This is a genomic window from Phycisphaerae bacterium (assembly GCA_035384605.1).
In the GTDB taxonomy this organism is placed as follows: Bacteria; Planctomycetota; Phycisphaerae; order UBA1845; family PWPN01; genus JAUCQB01.
On sequence record DAOOIV010000103.1, the window covers coordinates 1 to 17,497 of the forward strand.

At 62.6% G+C, this 17,497-nt stretch carries 9 protein-coding genes; 7 read left to right on the forward strand and 2 right to left on the reverse strand.

All coding sequences use genetic code 11. The annotated features are described in order from the left end of the window. The first annotated feature begins 323 nt into the window (after positions 1 to 323). Together PLL20_17575 and PLL20_17580 are read left to right on the forward strand one after the other, a co-directional pair. Positions 324 to 1,631, forward strand: coding sequence for a Gfo/Idh/MocA family oxidoreductase (locus PLL20_17575; GenBank protein ID HPD31805.1), 1,308 nt, complete (start codon positions 324 to 326; stop codon positions 1,629 to 1,631). 51 nt (positions 1,632 to 1,682) lie between these two features. After that, a complete protein-coding gene (locus PLL20_17580; protein HPD31806.1) occupies positions 1,683 to 3,062 on the forward strand; it encodes a hypothetical protein in 1,380 nt (459 codons plus the stop codon). A gap of 9 nt (positions 3,063 to 3,071) precedes the next feature. On the opposite strand, the gene PLL20_17585 is transcribed toward PLL20_17580, so the two are convergent. Continuing rightward, positions 3,072 to 4,697 (reverse strand): hypothetical protein, encoded by a 1,626-nt coding sequence (locus PLL20_17585; protein HPD31807.1) that lies wholly within the window; start codon positions 4,695 to 4,697, stop codon positions 3,072 to 3,074. Positions 4,698 to 5,201: 504 nt separating this feature from the next. Here PLL20_17585 and PLL20_17590 point away from each other — a divergent pair. Then, positions 5,202 to 5,753 (forward strand): DUF6141 family protein, encoded by a 552-nt coding sequence (locus tag PLL20_17590; protein ID HPD31808.1) that lies wholly within the window; start codon positions 5,202 to 5,204, stop codon positions 5,751 to 5,753. A 35-nt stretch (positions 5,754 to 5,788) separates the two neighbouring features. On the opposite strand, the gene PLL20_17595 is transcribed toward PLL20_17590, so the two are convergent. Continuing rightward, the gene (locus PLL20_17595) at positions 5,789 to 7,204 is read right to left on the reverse strand and encodes a diguanylate cyclase (protein ID HPD31809.1); all 1,416 of its coding nucleotides are present in this window, start codon (positions 7,202 to 7,204) and stop codon (positions 5,789 to 5,791) included. Positions 7,205 to 8,181: 977 nt separating this feature from the next. Between PLL20_17595 and PLL20_17600 the strand changes: the two genes are divergently transcribed. The 4 genes from PLL20_17600 to PLL20_17615 all read left to right on the forward strand — a co-directional run bounded on the left by PLL20_17600 (position 8,182) and on the right by PLL20_17615 (position 16,954). Beyond that, entirely contained in the window at positions 8,182 to 9,696 is a 1,515-nt protein-coding gene (locus tag PLL20_17600; GenBank protein HPD31810.1) for a sulfatase, read from the forward strand. Between the two features lie 164 nt (positions 9,697 to 9,860). Further along, positions 9,861 to 12,671 (forward strand): DUF1961 family protein, encoded by a 2,811-nt coding sequence (locus PLL20_17605; protein ID HPD31811.1) that lies wholly within the window; start codon positions 9,861 to 9,863, stop codon positions 12,669 to 12,671. A 109-nt stretch (positions 12,672 to 12,780) separates the two neighbouring features. Further along, positions 12,781 to 15,432 carry an arylsulfatase gene (locus PLL20_17610; protein ID HPD31812.1) on the forward strand — a complete coding sequence of 884 codons (2,652 nt, stop codon included), beginning with the start codon at positions 12,781 to 12,783 and terminating at the stop codon, positions 15,430 to 15,432. 232 nt (positions 15,433 to 15,664) lie between these two features. After that, positions 15,665 to 16,954, forward strand: coding sequence for a DUF2130 domain-containing protein (locus PLL20_17615; GenBank protein HPD31813.1), 1,290 nt, complete (start codon positions 15,665 to 15,667; stop codon positions 16,952 to 16,954). Positions 16,955 to 17,497: the final 543 nt, after the last annotated feature.

The following is a 17,497-nucleotide window of genomic DNA, read 5'->3' on the forward strand; positions in this document are numbered from 1 at the left end:
TTGAAGGGGGGTATGCTACCGGCAGATCGGACCGATGGGGTCTGAACGGTTACGGGACTGCCAAGCAGCACACCAAGACACGACGTCTTCAAAATCGCTCTGTTCATGGCCAAGAAGTCTCACTGTCAGCACACTCACACGCGTCCGCTCAAACAACAAGCTTCGCGATGGCGCAGACTAAGCGATGTCCACCCATTTGGGAAGCCGTCGGACGTGCTTTCACTCGCCAGGTTATGGTATAACCTTGCGTATGGGCGCGGCCGGACGTCGGCCGCAAGGGCCCGTTCGACGAGGCAATTCGGCGAAGCCGCAGAGGAACCGGCATGAGCGAACATCTGCCCATATCGAGACGAAGACTGCTTGGACAAGGAGCACGCATCTTGACCGCCACGGCGATGAGCCCATACGTGCTCACCGGCCGGGCTCGCGGCGGCGCCGAAACAAGACCGGCCAACGACCGCATCGGCATGGGCTTCATCGGCGTCGGCGGCATGGGACGGGGGCACCTTGGCAACTTCCTTCAGTTTCCAGACGTCCAAGTGGTGGCCATCGCGGACGTCTTTGACCAGAGCCGCAACGAGGCCATGAAGATGGTTCGGGAGGCCTACGGCAAGGACATTCCCGCGTACAACGACTATCGCGAGTTGCTGGCTCGCAAGGACGTTGATGCCGTGCTGATTGCCACGCCCGATCACTGGCACGCCCTCACTGCCATCCACGCTTGCGAGGCGGGCAAAGACGTCTACTGCGAAAAACCGCTCTCATACACCATCCGCGAGGCCCGCCGCATGGTTGACGCCGCCCGCCGTAACGCCACCGTCTTCCAGGTCGGCAGCCAGCAGCGGTCGTGCAGCAACTTCCGGCTGGCCTGCGAGCTGGTTCGCAGCGGCCGTATCGGCAAGGTGGGGTTAGTGCGGGCCACGATCGGCGGCGGGCCGGTCTGCGATTGGGAACCCAATGTGCCCCCGCCGCCGGGCCTGGATTGGAACTTCTGGCTCGGTCCGGCCCCGTGGGCGGAATACACGCCAAAGCGCTGCATCTCGGATTTCCGGTGGTTCTACGACTACTCCGGCGGCAAGATGACTGACTGGGGAGCCCACCACAACGACATCGCCCAGTGGGGCCTGGGCATGGACAACAGCGGCCCGGTCAAGACCGAGCCGGTCTCCGCGGCCTTCCCGACCCGCGGGCTGTTTGAGACCGCAGTCAGCTTTCATGTCCGGCACACTTATGCCAACGGCGTTGTGCTCGAAACCGTAAGCCACGGGCGCAACGGTGTCCGCTTCCAAGGCACCGACGGCTGGATCGAGGTCGGCAGAGGGTGGATTGAAGCCGGCGATCCGGCGATTCTCAACGACCCTCTTGGCCCCGGAGACGTGCATCTCTACCGTTCGCCGGGCGAAGATGCCCTCGGCCACGAGCGTGACTTCCTGAACTGCGTCCGTACGCGCAAGCGTCCCATCTGCGACGTCGAAATCGGTTGTCGATCGGTGACCGTCTGTCACCTGGGCAACATCGCCATTCGCACCGGGCGAACGATTCAATGGGATCCGGAGAAAGAGATAATCATCAATGATCCCGCCCTGGACCGCTGGCTTGACAAGCCCTATCGTGCCCCCTGGTTCGCGTGACGTAACGAGGAGCGCATCGCACGCCCACTCCATCGCAGGAGCAACGTGTACATGAGAATCTCGATTGCTGCAGGGCTCGTCGGAGTGTTCCTGGCCGTCTCCCCGGCCATGGGACAGAGTCTTCCGGCCGACGACGGGCGCATCATCGCTCTAGGAACGAACGATCCCGACGTCCAGACAAAGGCGTTACATGATCTGGTTGCGGTCGGGGCGCCGGCCGTGCCAACGCTGATACGATTGCTCGGACGAACCGCCGAGAACCCGACCGCCGGTAAAATGGCTTATGAGACCCTGTTTCGCATGGTGCAGGTCTGCGCGGGCACCAATAACGGCGGCGATGTTGAACGAGCCCTGGTGCGTGAACTGAAGGCCAACCACCCGATTGAGACCAGGCGGCATATCTGTGCGTTGCTGGGTTTCATCGCGGCGGAAAACGCCTCCGTCGATGCGCTGTACATTGCGCTAAACACTCCGGAACTGGCCGAGACCGCCCGACAATCGCTGGCCCGAATCCCGAATCGCAGGGCAGGCCAGTGCCTCATGGGTGCCGTCCAGATCACGACCGGTGAAACCAGGTTGGGCGTCATTGCCTCGCTTGCCTTGCGGGGCGACCCTGCGGCCGCCTCGTATATCGCCGGCGGCGCTATCGAGGGCGATCCGGCGACCGCCCGCGCCGTGATGGACGCTCTGGCAATGCTGCCATCTGCCGAGTCGTTCGATGTACTAGCCCAAGCCTTCAAGAGCGGCAGACCTGGTTCCGCGTCGGCCCTGATTCGTCTCATGGAGACGCTGATGGACGCCGAGATGTTCCAGCCTGCGGAATACGTCTTCAAGATCCTGCCCGACGCGTCATCGCTGAGCGTTCCGGAGCGTTGTCGTCTGGTGCATGCGTGTGGTCGACTGGCCACGAAGGAAGCGGTCGGCATCGTTTTTGGCGGCCTGAAGGATGACAACGTGCGCGTTCGTGCGGCCGCCGTTCAGGCGTGCGAGTTGCTTCCGGGCAACGACCTGACCACGGCCGTGGCCGAGCAGATGACTCAGGCCGCAGGGCCGCTGAAAGCCGACCTGATCGAGATTCTCGGCCGTCGCGGCCGCTGGATGAATGACACCGCCGCCGGAACAATCATCGACGCTATCGGCGATGCTGACGAGTCCGTGCGACTGGCCGCCATCAGGGCCATTCGAGACGCCGGGATTTCCGCAGGCGTACGGGAGCTGGTGAGGCTGCTTTCCGGCCCGGCGGGACCCACCCGTGACGCTGCCGAGAACGCCCTCCATCACATGCGGGGCCAAGCGTCCACAGCCGCCATCGCCAAGCTGCTTGATGAAGCGGCACCGGATGTTCGTACCAAGCTCCAGGCGGCCCTCGCTCGTCGAGGAAATTCGTCCGTTGTCCCGACGACCTCGAGGACGACCAACGACAACAATTAGGCCGTACTGTCAGTCGGCACAGTCGGGATCTGCCGGGCTGCCAGTGCCACTGATGCACCGCTGGAGAAGGCCGAAATCATCCTGGTCAACGTCGCCGTCCCAATCGATGTCGGTGCGTTTGCACCCGGTGGCCGGCGGACCGGCATTCGGACCGGTCAAGCAATCCAAAAAGAGGTCCAAATCAGTCTCATCGACGAACCTGTCGCGGTTGAAGTCGGCTGGAGCATACGGGGAGTCGACAACGCTGAGCGAGACGGTCACGATGGCAGTCGGCGGCGAGGCCGCCGGGTCGCTGATCGCGATCGTCGCCAGGTAAGATCCGATTGCGAGGTGCTCTGTGTCATAGAGGATCGTGATCGTATCGTGCTCGCCGGTCGACGACCCGGCGGTCGGGTTGACGTTGAGCCACGTCGCGTCGTCGGTGATGGCGTAGTTGAGCGTGTCGGTTCCGGCATTCCACACTTCAAAGGTGTCGTTCGCCAATTCGTCGCGATAGTAAACCTCGCGAGCAAAGCTTTCGGGGGATCGGCCGATAGAACGACCCATCGGCCGAGTGCCGACCAGACCGGCAGGGTAGCGAAGGTCGACGGTTTGCTGGAACGCGGTGTACAGGTCGTTGGGGCTGCCCGCCGGCTCGCCGTTATTCTTCCAGTACTCGATCGACATATTCTGAAAATCCGGATTCGTATTCTGCTGCCCCCAATCATATATGAACCAGCACAGGCAGCGGATGTTGTGCTTGCCGGGCGTCTGGTTCCAGGTATTGAGATCCGCATAACAGTCGCGAACGAACTGAGCGATGACCGGCTCGGTCGAAACCTTGTTCCACTCGGTGATGTAGACCGGCCGATCCTGAAGCCCCTTGCCGTCGATCAGGTTCAGTTGTGAGACGTAACTGTTGTGGAAGTCCGTCAGGCTGCCTCCGTAGGCATGGAGAGCGATACCGTCAATCTCGGCGGCCGGGATGTTATCAATGACTTGCCCGAGCCACTGGTTGCCGTCCATCCAACGGACACCGGCGATGACGCCGCCCGGGCTGGGGGCGGCGATCAGCACAACGTGCTCCCCGGCCGGGCTGGCTTGAGCCGAGCTGTGAATGGCATTTCGCACGTTGCGGTAGATCGCGGCGTAGCCGGCAGGCGTGACGTGGTTGTCGGGCCAGCTATTGCCCTCGCTGACGATGTTGGGCTCGTTGCCGATCAGCCAGATGTGGCAGTAGTTGCGGAGCGTGTTGACGGTGTTGACCACGCTGGTCGGCCAACTCGCGTAATCGGGGTTGGTCGGCGAAGGGACCGTCTCGCCCCAGTTGTAGTCGATGCGAGTGATAACGGTGACGTTTTTGTTCGTGTAGAGATCCTGGTACAACCCCGTGAAGAAGGAAGCCTGCCACCAGTTCGCCGAATGGGTGACGATCGTCTCAACGTCCCATCCGCCGAACGCCGGACAGTCGAGCATTGCCGCAGGTCCCGTGTCGACCGCTTGTCCCGGCGTATAGCCCCACCAGTGGATGCCGTACAGATAGGCCGAATCGGCCGCCACCAATCGGCCCGTTGGAATGCTCAGGAGTATCGCGGAAGCCAGCAACAGACGCCGTGAACAAAGAGCCCGTTCCGTTTCAGTTTGTTGCCTGGTCATGGTTCCTCCGCATTTTCGCCCCTTCGGGCAGAAACCCATTTTACACTATCGGCGCGGGTATCTCCACATACTGCGAAAAAAGGGCGGCTGAGACTGTTCTGCGACAGCTCCTGCGCCCCGGTATCATTACGGACTTCTTTCCGAACCGCGACCCCGGTCTGCCGAGTCAACCAAACCTCTCCGGCGCGGCCCACTGGCAGAGCCGAAAGGGAGCGCCCCTCACGCGCTAAGTGCCCTTTGCGGCCCGGCGTGCCCTTGGTCCGTTGTCCAGAGCCTATTTGCAAACCCCGAAAGCCGACGGGCCGGAAGCCGGTTCCACACGGGTTGCGGGACAGTTTCTCAACCGCGGGGAGCTTCACGGTTCCGAAGGACATCCCGGAACTTGGCCGATCCCTCTGCACTTCGATCCGGCTATCGTGATCGCGTCATGATCAGACAAGAGGTACAATCCGCGGCATGTGGAAGCGCGGTACGAGCCGACGAAAGCTCACGGAGTTCGATATCATGCCCGGCAGCCGTTCACCTGAGGTTATCTTCACAGAGGTCCAGCAATTCCGCCAAGTCTGGCTGTGGGCCATGGTCTTGGCATGGCCGGCAAGCATGGCGATCATTCTCGGCTATGTCCTGTTCCGACAATTGCTATTGGCGTCTCCCGCGGGGCACTTGACCTGGAACAGCATCGCCCTGATCGCGGCATTTGCGGTACCGCTACTGGTCACCCTGATCTTTGCCTGGCTCTTGTATGCAACAAGACTGATCACCGAGGTCCGAGGCGACGGGCTTTACGTTCGCTTTTGGCCGTTGGGGTGGCGGCACATCCGATTTGACGAAATCACGGAATGTTGGCCGAGAACCTACCGACCTATCCGGGAGTTCGGCGGGTGGGGCATCCGCTGGGGCCGTGGTGGAAAGGCCTACAACATCAGCGGCAACCGAGGCGTCCAGTTGGTGCTGGCAGGCGGCCGACGGCTGCTGATCGGCTCGCAGCATGCCGAAGAGCTGGCGGCTGCGATCAGGGACGCACTGATCTGCAGCACCTACAAGGAATCGGAATGAGGTGCTGCACCCACGCTGTGTCGAGGAAGCAGGCCTCAGGTGCGGGAACGGGCAGGTCGCGGCCGTTTGTCGCGAAGCGCACCGGATTTGCGAGATGCCTTCACCGAGTACAGGGCCACGTCCGCCTCGTGAATCAGGGCTTCGGCCGAGGCGGCGCGCGTGGTTCGGAGGCTGGCGACACCGATGCTCACACCGACGGGCGCGTCGGGAAACTTGCGGGTAACCTCCTCCTTGAAGCGGTTGGTGATACGGTCCACCAGCACCGTCGCCGAAGCGGCGGAGGTCTGCGGCAAAAGAATGATGTACTCGTCGCCCCCGAAACGCGCCGCCACGTCCGAGCCACGAAGCTCCGTGCTGATCACGTGCGCCATGATCGCCAGTACCTCGTCGCCGGTCCGATGGCCAAACCGGTCGTTGGTTTCCTTGAAGCGGTCGAGGTCAACCATCAGACACGTCAGATCGGCGTCGTAGCGTTCCGCCGCGGCATACTCGCGGGCAATCACCTCGCTGAAATGACGACGGTTGTACAGCCCGGTGAGCGGGTCCCGGGCGGCCAGTTCCTGCAGCTCACGCGTTCGCTGCTCGACTCGCTCCTCCAGCTCCGCGTTGAGCTCCAGCAACTCCATCTGAGATTTCGTCAGCCGATCGGCCATGGTATTGAACGACTGAGCCAGGTCACCGATCTCATCTTCGGTGTTGATGTGTGCCCGTGCATCGGTCGACCCTCTGGCGATCGCGCAGGCCGTCTCGGAGAGTTCTTTGAGAGGGGCGACCACCCGCCGGGCCACGAGAACGCTGCATGGCACCGTCAGCAGCAGCATCACCATCGCGATCTGACGGACGCGCCGGTTCACCAGTTCAAGTTGTTTCTTGGTAGCGGTCACGTCCACCGCCAGGTGCAGATATCCGACAATGGCTCGACCGGACGTTCCCGTCGGCCGGATGGTGCTTTTCGAAAGCACGGGCACGCTCACCTCGGAACAGGCCAACCCCAGCTCCTTGTTCCACACCAGTCGGGGTACGTTCATGGTCTTGAGACTGAGGGTCTGGCCGTCAGCGGAAACTACTGATTGCAGAAGACCGGCTTTCACTTCTCCCGACACCAGCACCTCGCCGGCGGCATCCGAAAACACCACGTACGCAACGGAGTTGCTCTTGATCAGATCCTGAACGGTAAGGCCGAGAGACTCCGCGTCTCGCGCCTGAATTGCCTCGGCCGTACTGATGGCCAGTGACTGAGCCCACTCACGGGTCCGGGCGTATTCATTCTCGTAGAAGACCTGCCCCAGCACCTGGGTGGTCAGCGTCGAGCTGATACTCGTCACGACGGCGAGAATCAAAATGACAAGAACGGACGCCTTGAATCGCAGGCTGCGAACGAGCGTTCGCCATCTCGGGCGCGCTGTCGTTGCGGTCCGGCTGGATTCCGAGCTGGAGTATGCGTTATCCATGTCCCGCCTTGGGTCGCCCGCCACTGTTTCAAGCGTACGATTCGTTCCAACGGCCTGACAAACGCGGCATGTCGGATTTCGGAGGAAGGCGCTTTCCCGATTCGCTCCGCGCGCCCGCCCCCTAGAAGATATCGGGTCCATCAGAGCGCGCCTGAATACTGAGTTGAGGAGGTCCGTAGGAGCTTGGTCCCTGCTGATACTCTCGGGAAAGACCGCTTGCCAACCCTGTGGAAAGGTTTGCAGGACGGTCCGGGACGCAAAGAAGCGTTTTATCGGACGGATGCGAGACCGTGGCCGTTGGCCGCACCGATACGGCCTGCTGCTCGACCTCCAGACCTTGCCTGAGCTTCTGGCGATCGCCGGTTACCGGAGCAGGGGGCTTTTGGAAATGTCACCTTGGACAGCTCAAGCCGATCCGGCACATGCTCTCGTGAGGCTTCACCGTATTTCGCCGCCTGTACAAGGGAGCGGCCGATTATGGGGCGCTCATGCGCGAAGGCGAGCCGGACTGGGACAAAGATGCCGAGCCGCCGCAGGGGAAAGGTTACACTACCGACCCGATCGCCGATGTGGCTCGCGTTATGAAGCTTTGAGCTTCCTGGAGCGATGCCGCCCGCAGTGCAGCCGCCGGCCGGCTTCAAGCCCCACCGAAATGGCGACATCACCCCCTGGACCGGCCGTCGACCCAGGGGAAGTGAGACGACGCACCTGATCCTTCCAATCCGTGCAGCCGGCCAACAGTGCTATCCACGCCGGTCACGGCGGCTGTTGATCGCTCTCGCAATGGGTTGCCGCCGTTGTTATCTTCCCTCTACACTGGTCCTCAAGGAGGAGAGGAATGAGAACCTTACGGCCAGACGCGTGTGCAGATTGCGCGCCTGTTTCCGGATGACAGTGCGCTTGAGTTGCGGCCCGCACAAAGGCGGTCGGCCTTGGGATCTCAACCCACACGGCACTTCAAACACAAGGAGATGAAGATGAGCCATCACCTGACCACCGTTGCCTATACCCTCTGGACCTGCGGAATTGTTCTTCAGTCTGCGTGCTCGCAACTGGCGGGTACCGGCAACGGCATCCCGGACGCGGCGGCGGACAAAGCCGTCGGGGCTCAGCGTCCCGCGGATGCCGGAGCCACCCGCCGCCCGAACGTGTTGCTGATCATCTCGGATGACCTCAACAACTCGCTGGGCTGCTATGGCTGCCCGGTCGCGATCACCCCGAACATCGATCGGCTGGCCGCACAGGGCGTGCGTTTTGATCGGGCATACTGCCAGTATCCACTATGCAATCCGAGCCGGGCTTCGTTCATGACCGGCAGGCGGCCGGACACGACGGGGGTACTGGAGAATCGCACGCACTTTCGCGAGAACCTGCCGGACGTGCTCACGCTGCCGCAGTTGTTTCAGCAGGTCGGATACTTTGCCGCCCGCGTGGGAAAGATCTATCACTACGGCGTGCCCGGTCAGATCGGAACCGACGGTCTGGACGATGCGCCCTCGTGGAATCTGCGAATCAACCCCCGTGGACGCGACAAGGATGACGAAGACGAAGTGATCCAATACACCGGCCCAAAAGGCTCGCTGGGGGCCGCCATCTCCTTTCTCGCCGCCGAAGGGACGGACGAAGAGCAGACCGACGGCAAGATCACCGGCGAGGTGATTCGGCTGATGGAGGAGAACAAGAATCGGCCGTTCTTCATCGCCTGCGGTTTTTTCAGGCCGCATGTTCCCTGCATCGCGCCGAAAGCCTATTTCCGGCAGCATCCGCTTCCGACACTGTCGCTTCCGCAGGAGCCAGCGGATCACCTTGCGTTGATTCCCGAAGCCGCCCTCCAGGTCAGGCCGCCGAACTACGGCCTGACGGAGGGTCAGCTCAAGAACTTCCTTCAGGCCTATCACGCCTGCGTGTCCTTCGTCGATGCCCAGGTGGGCAGATTGATGGACGCGCTGGTCCGCTTTGAGCTTGCCGACAACACCGTTGTCTTGCTCTTGGGCGACCACGGCTGGTTGCTCGGCGAGCACGGGCAGTGGCAGAAAATGAGCCTGTTCGAGGAATCCGCGCGAGTGCCGCTGATCATTGCGGCCCCCGGAACCAAGGGCAAGGGCAAAGCATGCCCCCGCACGGTCGAGTTGGTGGACGTCTACCCGACCCTGGCCGCCCTCTGCGGAATCGATCCCAAGGGAGCCGAGGGTGCGAGCCTGGTGCCCTTGCTCAACGACCCGCAGGCAAGCTGGTCCAAGCCCGCGCTCACCCAGGTTTCGCGAGGGACCCGCCTCGGAACCACTGCCGCCGCCCAATCAGGACAGCGGGGCTTCATGGGCCGCAGTCTGCGAACGGAGCGCTGGCGTTATACCGAATGGGATGAAGGCCGGCAGGGCACCGAGCTGTACGATCATCAGAACGACCCCAAGGAGTACCGCAATCTGGCGAACGATCCGGCCTATGCCGACATGGCTGCGAAGCTCAGACAGATGCTTCGTTCGCGGAGCTGACCGGTGGTTGCGTGAAACGGCTGCCGGCGACCTGGGGAAACGGCCGCGCGTCGGGCGGTGTTGGGGGTCCGCCGGCCAATGCGTTCACCCGACGCGCCGAAAACGGCCCCGGCGGTGATCATGATGACAGTAAATGGCGGTTCACCGGCTGGAGGAGTAGATCGATGCAGACAATCGCGTTGTCTCTGAAGATGCCGCTCGTCCGCTGTTGCAAGCGCATCGCCGCATCGCGAGGGCGGGATTCGCGGCGCGCCGGTCTCCTGGTCGTCTGCGTGGCGACGGGCCTTTCGGCGCTTTCGTGTGCCTCGCCGTCGCGGAGGGCCGACCTCGTCACGCCAACGGCTCGCCCGAACTTTGTGCTGATCCTCGTGGATGACCTCGGCTGGGCGGAGCTGGGCTGCTACGGCAACCGTTTCAACGAAACGCCCCATCTTGACCGGCTGGCCAATCGCGGCGTGCAGTTCACCAACGCCTACGCGGCCGCACCGGTGTGCTCGCCAACCCGGGCGGCGTTGATGACCGGCCAATACCCGGCTCGCGTCGGTATCACCGACTACTTGCGGGCAGACGACGAGCGATTCCTTTCGCCGGAGTATCACACGCTGGCCGAGGCCCTTCGTGACGCAGGCTACGCCACGGGCCTGCTTGGCAAGTGGCACCTCACCGGGGACTACCGGCTCAAGCGGGGCGAACCCTCGCTGCACGGATTTGACGAGGTGATATGCTCGGAAACCCGTTACATCGGCGCCGGGAGCTACTTTGCTCCCTACCTGTTCATGCCCGAGGTGACGGGTCCGAGAGGTGAATACCTGACCGACCGACTCAATCGCGAGGCAGTCGATTTCATCCGACGGCACAAGGACAGGCCGTTCTTCCTGTATCTCTCGCATTACTCGGTGCATACGGTGCTAGCCGCCAAACCGGAAATGATCGAGCACTTCGCGGCCAAGCGCGGTGTGGGCAAGACCCGGAACAACCCCGTCCTGGCGGCCATGCTGGCGAGTATCGACGAGGGCGTCGGCAACATCACCTCCGCGCTCGATGAGCTCGGAATCGCCGACCGAACGGTACTCATCTTCGCCTCCGACAACGGCGGCGAACGCCGCGTCACTTCAAATGCTCCTCTTCGCGGCGGCAAGTCGCAGTTGTACGAGGGCGGCATACGTGTGCCGCTGATCATCTATCGCCCCGGCTCGCGCCGCGCGGGCAAAACCTGCAACGTGCCGGTAATCACGCCTGATCTGTACCCCACGCTCATCGAGATGGCGGGCCTGAAGAATCGACCGAACCGCATGATCGACGGCGAAAGCATCGTCGGGTTGCTCGACGGCGATCGGACATTGCAGAGAGATTCGTTGTATTGGCACTACCCGCTCGACCGGCCGCACTTCCTCGGCGGAATGTCCGCGGGGGCGATCCGCCAAGGCAACTACAAGCTCATCGAGTTCTTCGACAACGGAAAGGTCGAACTGTACGACCTGAAGACCGACCTTCGCGAGAGGGAAAACCTGGCCCACAGGATGCCTGAGAAAGCGGCGCAACTCCGTGCCCAGCTCGCCCGCTGGCGGGCCTCTGTCGGCGCAGTAGTGCCCAACTCGGCACCCGCGACCGCGCCAAGCACGTTCCAAGGGAAGACTCGACCCTCCGGTCAAGCACCTGCGCCAAGCCCGCGGCCGCATCTGTTTTCTCCTCCGTCGCCGGGCGATTCCAGGGCTCCCGACGGCTCGCCGGCCACATCGCAATCCTTTTCGGCCACGCTCCCGGCCTCGCTGCTCGATGATCGCGGAACCCTTGTCATGTGGTTCAAGCCCGACAAGCTTCTGCGAGGAGCCGGCCCGACGCTGAGCCTGCTGGAAAGCGACGCGGTCAATGTCCAGCTTCTCTGCACCGACCCGTCGGTGACGCTTGACACCCGCTGGGGCTCCGTGATGACCGGCACCCCGCAGACCGGCGAGAGTCGACCCTACGTCTTTCAGACACTGCTGACGCACCTGAAGGCCGATCGATGGTACCTTGCGACTTGGACCTGGAACACCGCTGATGCGAGCCGCAATGAGTTCTTCCTCGACGGCGTGCGGCAGGAGAACGCGTCTCCGTTCAACTACCCGGGCCAGTTCCGAGCGGCCGGCCGCGATGTGACGCTGACCGTCGGAGGGCCGGGCCTCATCGTCAGCGCCGTCGGTCTGTATGAAGAACCGATCAGCGAGGAGTCGATTAAAGCCCATTGTGAGGCCGCAGGACACACACCCTACACGGATGAGGGGGTGAGGTTCACCGGAGAGAAGTTCATCCCCGTCGACGTGGACTGGGAACATCCTCTTTACAGTACGTCGTTTGAAGACCCCTCAGAACTGAAGGATTGGCGCCTCGAAGGCGGCCGGAGCATGACTGCGGCGAATGGAAAGCTTGTCCTCGAGAGCAACGGGGAATCGACCCGCTCAGAATCGGCCGCGAATCATCTGGTCTGCTGGCTCGATCGCGAAGTGCCCGCCGATTTTCTGCTGGAGTTCGCTGTGCGTCCGGAGAACCGCAACCGAGGTCTGAACATCGTTTTCTTCAACGCACGCGGGTGCAACGGCGAAAACATTTTCGAGCCGCCGATCAAACCTCGGAACGGGACTTTCAGCCAATACCACAGCGGCGATCTCAACAACTACCACATCTCGTACTGGTCGGGTGGTCGTGGCACCTCGAACCTTCGAAAGAACAGGGGCTTCCGCCTGGCAGCCATTGGGAAGGATCTTGTCACTCCGGCACCGCAAGATGCCTTCCAGGTGGTTCGCATTTACAAACGCGGCGGCCAGATCAGGCTCACGATCGACGACGTGCTTTCGCTCTCTTATGACGACGATGGCAAGACGTATGGTCCGATTCACGCGCACTCGGGTTGGATCGGTCTGCGCCAGATGGCCCACACCCAGCGCTGCGAATACGACTACGTCAGGATCTACGTCTTGAAGACCCCGTCTCCGTAATCCGTTTGCCACCGTTCCGCAGGCGATGAGCGGAGCTTGGCCATGTGGTTGCCGGGCTCCTTTGGACACGGCGTTGCGATCTCTGCCTGAACTCTGGAGAATAGGCTCTATGAAGGGCGATACCCTGCAACGTTTCCTGCTTTCTTGTTGTCTGCCATTGTGCATTACGGGCGTGTCGCCGTCCGCGGCCGACCAAGCCCCGGCGCCGCAACGGCCGAACATCATCCTGATCCTGGCCGACGATCTGGGCTTCTCAGATCTTGGCTGCTACGGCTCGGAAATCGCCACGCCCAATCTCGACGCCTTGGCCGCCGGGGGGATGCGATTCACGCAGTTCTACAACGCTGCCCGCTGCTGCCCGTCTCGTGCCGCCCTGCTCACGGGTCAGTATCCCCACGCGGTCGGAGTCGGCCACATGTGCGCTGACTACCAGCTTCCCGGCTATCAGACCGGTCTTTCCGATCGCTGCGTCACCATCGCCGAGGTTCTCCGACAAAGCGGTTACCACGCGCTGATGTCGGGCAAGTGGCACGTCGGTATGGCTCCCGAGCATCGTCCGCTGGTCCGCGGTTTCGAGCACTACTTTGGCATCCTGAGCGGGGCCTGCAATTACTTCCGGCCTGAGCCGCACCGTATGCTCATGCTTGACGACCGCCGGATCGAGCCCGTCGATCCGAGCTTCTACATGACCGACGCCATCACCGAGCGTGCCGTCGAGTACATCGATCAATACGCCGGGCGCGACAAGCCGTTCTTCTTGTACGTCGCCTACACCGCCCCGCACGCGCCGCTGCATGCCCGGCCGGAGGACATCGCCAGATATCGCGGCACCTACCGGGCGGGCTGGGACGAGCTCCGCCAGCGCCGCTACCATCGGATGATCGAGTTAGGCATCATCGATTCCCGCTGGTCGCTCTCGCCGCGCGATCCGGGCGCCGCCGCATGGGACGACGTCTGCGACAAGGATCGCGAGGATCTCAAGATGTCGGTCTTCGCCGCCCAGATCGACCGCATGGACCATGGCGTCGGCCGCATCGTCGAGAAGGTTCGCGTCCGCGGCATCGAGAAGAACACCCTTATTCTTTTCCTCTCCGACAACGGCGGCTGCGCCGAGAACCTTGATGAGGGCAAGCCCGGCGCGCCCATCGGGACGATCGACTCGTCGATCGGCTACGGCCCGCCCTGGGCCAACCTCAGCGACACGCCCTTCCGCCGCTTCAAGCGCATGGCGCACGAAGGGGGCATCGCCACCCCGCTGATCGCCTACTGGCCGTCGGTCATCACCCGAGGCGGAGAAATCACCCACGAGGTCGGACACGTGATCGACCTGTTGCCGACGGTTCTCGACGCAGCGGGTGCTGAATATCCGAAATTCTTCCAGGGCCGCGACATCCGTCCCGCCGACGGCTTAAGCCTGCTGCCCGTGTTGCGGGGCCACCAGCGTGAAGGTCACGAACTGCTGGCGTGGGAGCACGAAGGCCATCGCGCCGTGCGCTGCGGCCGATGGAAGCTTGTCTCTTACTTTCCCGACCCGTGGGAGTTGTACGACCTGGAACTGGACCGCACGGAACTCCACAACCTGGCTGACAGAATGCCTGACAAGGTCCGCGAACTGGCGGATCGCTACGAGGCATGGGCCCGGCGCTGCAACGTTGTGCCCTGGGAGACCATTTCGCGCCGTGCCCGCTCCAAAGCCGACAAGACTTATCTCGAACAAGGCCGGCCCAAGGAGCCGGTGGTGATCGAACCGGGTGAGCCGCAGTTGTTCGTCGACGACTGGATCCTGGATTCGTCCTTGAGTCTCATGCGCATGCTTCACCGGCCGGTCAAGGACAACGGCGGCCAGACTCCGGTCATCGCGCCGCCCGAAGGAGAGAGAGCCCTCGTTGCCAAGGGCTCGATCCTGTTCGACCCGCGTCTCAAGTCGTATGTGATGTTCTGCGAGGCCCTACCCTCGACGAAGATCCATCGGTACATCTCGCCGGACGGACTGACCTGGAGCGATAGCGGTCCGATCGAACTCGATGGGTCCTCTGACATTCGGCGACTGGACCGCGTTGATCCGTCGCCATCGGCGGCGGAGGCCGATGGGAGCGTGCCCGGCGACGAGTCCTACGCCTGTACCGCATGGCGTTACGGGCCGCTGTGGTTGGGCGAATCAGTCGTCTGGCATGGGCGTGATGATTGTCCCTGGTCGGCGGCCGGCTGTGCGGCCATCAAACTCATCAGCAGCCGCGACGGCCTGAACTGGCACAAGGTAGTCTTTGAGGATCTGAGCGGCACGCCCGAAGTTTTCATTCCTGCCGGTCGCCAGGGCGGCAACAACGGCCGCAACGACGGCGGCTGTCTCAGCCTCTTCAGCCAAGGGCCGCTGCGCATCGGCGACGAACTGGTCTTCTATTACGGGGCCTCGTCGTACGGGAAGAACGCGTCCCAGCCCGATGGCGTCAGCGGCGGCGGCATCTTCCGCGCCCGGCTGCGTCCCGACGGCTTTGTCTCGGTCACCGGTCTGGCCCTGACCACCCGACCGCTGCAATTCAAAGGCCGCGAGCTGATCGTCAACAGCAACGGACCGATCATCGTCGAGGCTCTCTCACCCGAGGGCCAGGTCGAAGGCACCGCCTTCCTGGCGACCGACGGCATCGCTCACCTGGTGCGTTTTGCCGGCCGCTCGCTGGCCGACGTCCTGCCCGACAACCACGGCCGCCTCCGTTTCCAGGTCGAGCAAGGCGCCCACCTGTACTCTTTCACCATTCGCTGACGCCGCCGATCGTCAGTTGGAGAAATGGCGGCAACACCCGTGTCGGCGCGCTTCCCCTCGCGTTCGCAATGCCTTCCAGCGATAATCACGTTGTCGTGGCCTCAGGAGTCATGAAAATGAGAGCGAATCCTGCGACCGAATCCTCCGATCATGCGCGGTGCAGACCACGAGACTGCCCGCTCAACGACGGCCTTCGCGTCCTGATGGACGCAGGGAGGAAGGAGCAGCCGCAATGAGCACGGAACCGACCATCATCTGTCCGAACTGCCGAACGGAAATCAGGCTTACCGAATCTCTGGCCGCCCCGCTGATCGAATCGACCCGCCGTGAATTCGAGCAGCGTCTCGCCCGCAAAGATCAGGAAATCGCCAAGCGGGAGCAGGCCATCAAAGAGCGCGAGAGCGCCCTCGCCCGCGAGAAGGAATCGGTCGACCAGCAGGTCCTGGAGAAGCTCAAGCAGGAGCGAACGAGAATCGCCGCCGAAGAAGCCAGGAAGGCCAAGCTCGCCCTGGCGAACGACCTGGATCAGAAAGCCAGGGAACTTGCCGATCTTCAGGAGATCCTCAAGCAGCGCGACCAGAAACTGGCCGAGGCCCAGAAGGCCCAAGCCGAGCTGATCCGCAAACAGCGAGAGCTGGACGATGCCCAGCGCGAGATGGAACTCACCATCGAAAAACGCGTTCAGGAATCATTGGACAAGACCCGCGAACAGGCAAAACGCGAGGCCGAGGAGCAGTTGAGGCTCAAGGTGATGGAGAAAGAGCAGACCATTGCTTCCATGCAGAAGCAGATTGAGGAGCTGAAGCGCAAGGCTGAACAGGGCTCGCAACAGCTTCAAGGCGAGGTCCAGGAACTGCAGCTCGAATCTCTTCTCGCGGCCCGGTTTCCGCAAGACGTCTTTGAGCCGGTGCCCAAGGGCGAACACGGCGGCGATCTTCTTCAGCGGGTTGTCGCGCCCACCGTGGGCCGGTGCGGCACGATCCTCTGGGAGTCCAAGCGGACCAAGGCCTGGAGCGAGGGCTGGCTGCCCAAGCTGCGCGAGGATCAACGCGCCGCCCAGGCCGAGATCGCCATTATTGTGAGCCAGGCGATGCCCAAGGGCATCGAGTCGTTTGACATGATTGACGGCGTCTGGGTGACGCACCCGCGAACGGCGATTCCGGTCGCCATGGCCGTGCGCCAGACTCTCGTGGAGGTCGCCGCCGCTCGCCAAGCCGGCGAGGGACAGCAAACCAAGATGGAACTGATTTACCAGTATTTGACCGGCCCGCGCTTTCGCCTCCGCGTGCAGGCCATCGTCGAGGCCTTTTCCACCATGCAGGAAGACCTGGAGAAGGAGCGTAGGGCGATCACCAAGCAGTGGGAAAAACGCCGCGAGCAGCTTGACCGCGTCATGTACGCCACAGTTGGGATGTACGGTGATTTGCAGGGTATAGCTGGTAAAACACTACAAGAGATCGAGGGTCTCGATCTGCATCTTCCGGAGCAGGACTCATCGCGGGGACAACCCCGACTGCCGTGAAACGACGGGGAGGCAGGCGGGCCGAGAGCGGAGGATGGAAGAATGAGTCTGTATCGGGGGCGGTGTAGGGATATCGAGGGGCACGGGCGCGGCCGGGCGATTGAAGCGATGCTGAAGGTTGGGTTCATTTGGCGTTTTGCGTGGTCGGCGACGAGCCGTTGGCCGTCGGCCGGGGTGCGCACGTCCGGCTCCTGCACATAAAGGCTTGTAAATATTGAGCATACAGGTCGCGCGTGTCGGGGTTATCGAGATTGTATCGATCATCATCTTCTCTCCTTGGGCCGCCGGGAGATTGATTCGATTGAAGTCCGTCGGCTCGTGCGTTCGGCGCGCAGGGTCTCCGCCGGTGTTGTCGGGAGGGAGAACACGGGGGGTGCTCCGGAAAGGGCGGGTGGAGCGGAGCGGCGGCGAATTGCGGTTGCGCTTGATGTTGGGTTTGTGTGGCGCGGGGGAGTGGTCAAGGTGGCGGCAGGTCGACGCCCTGCTTGGTCGATGCGACTTGGCGGGGCTGTGACCCGCTGGTCCCAGATTCCCATCTGGGAC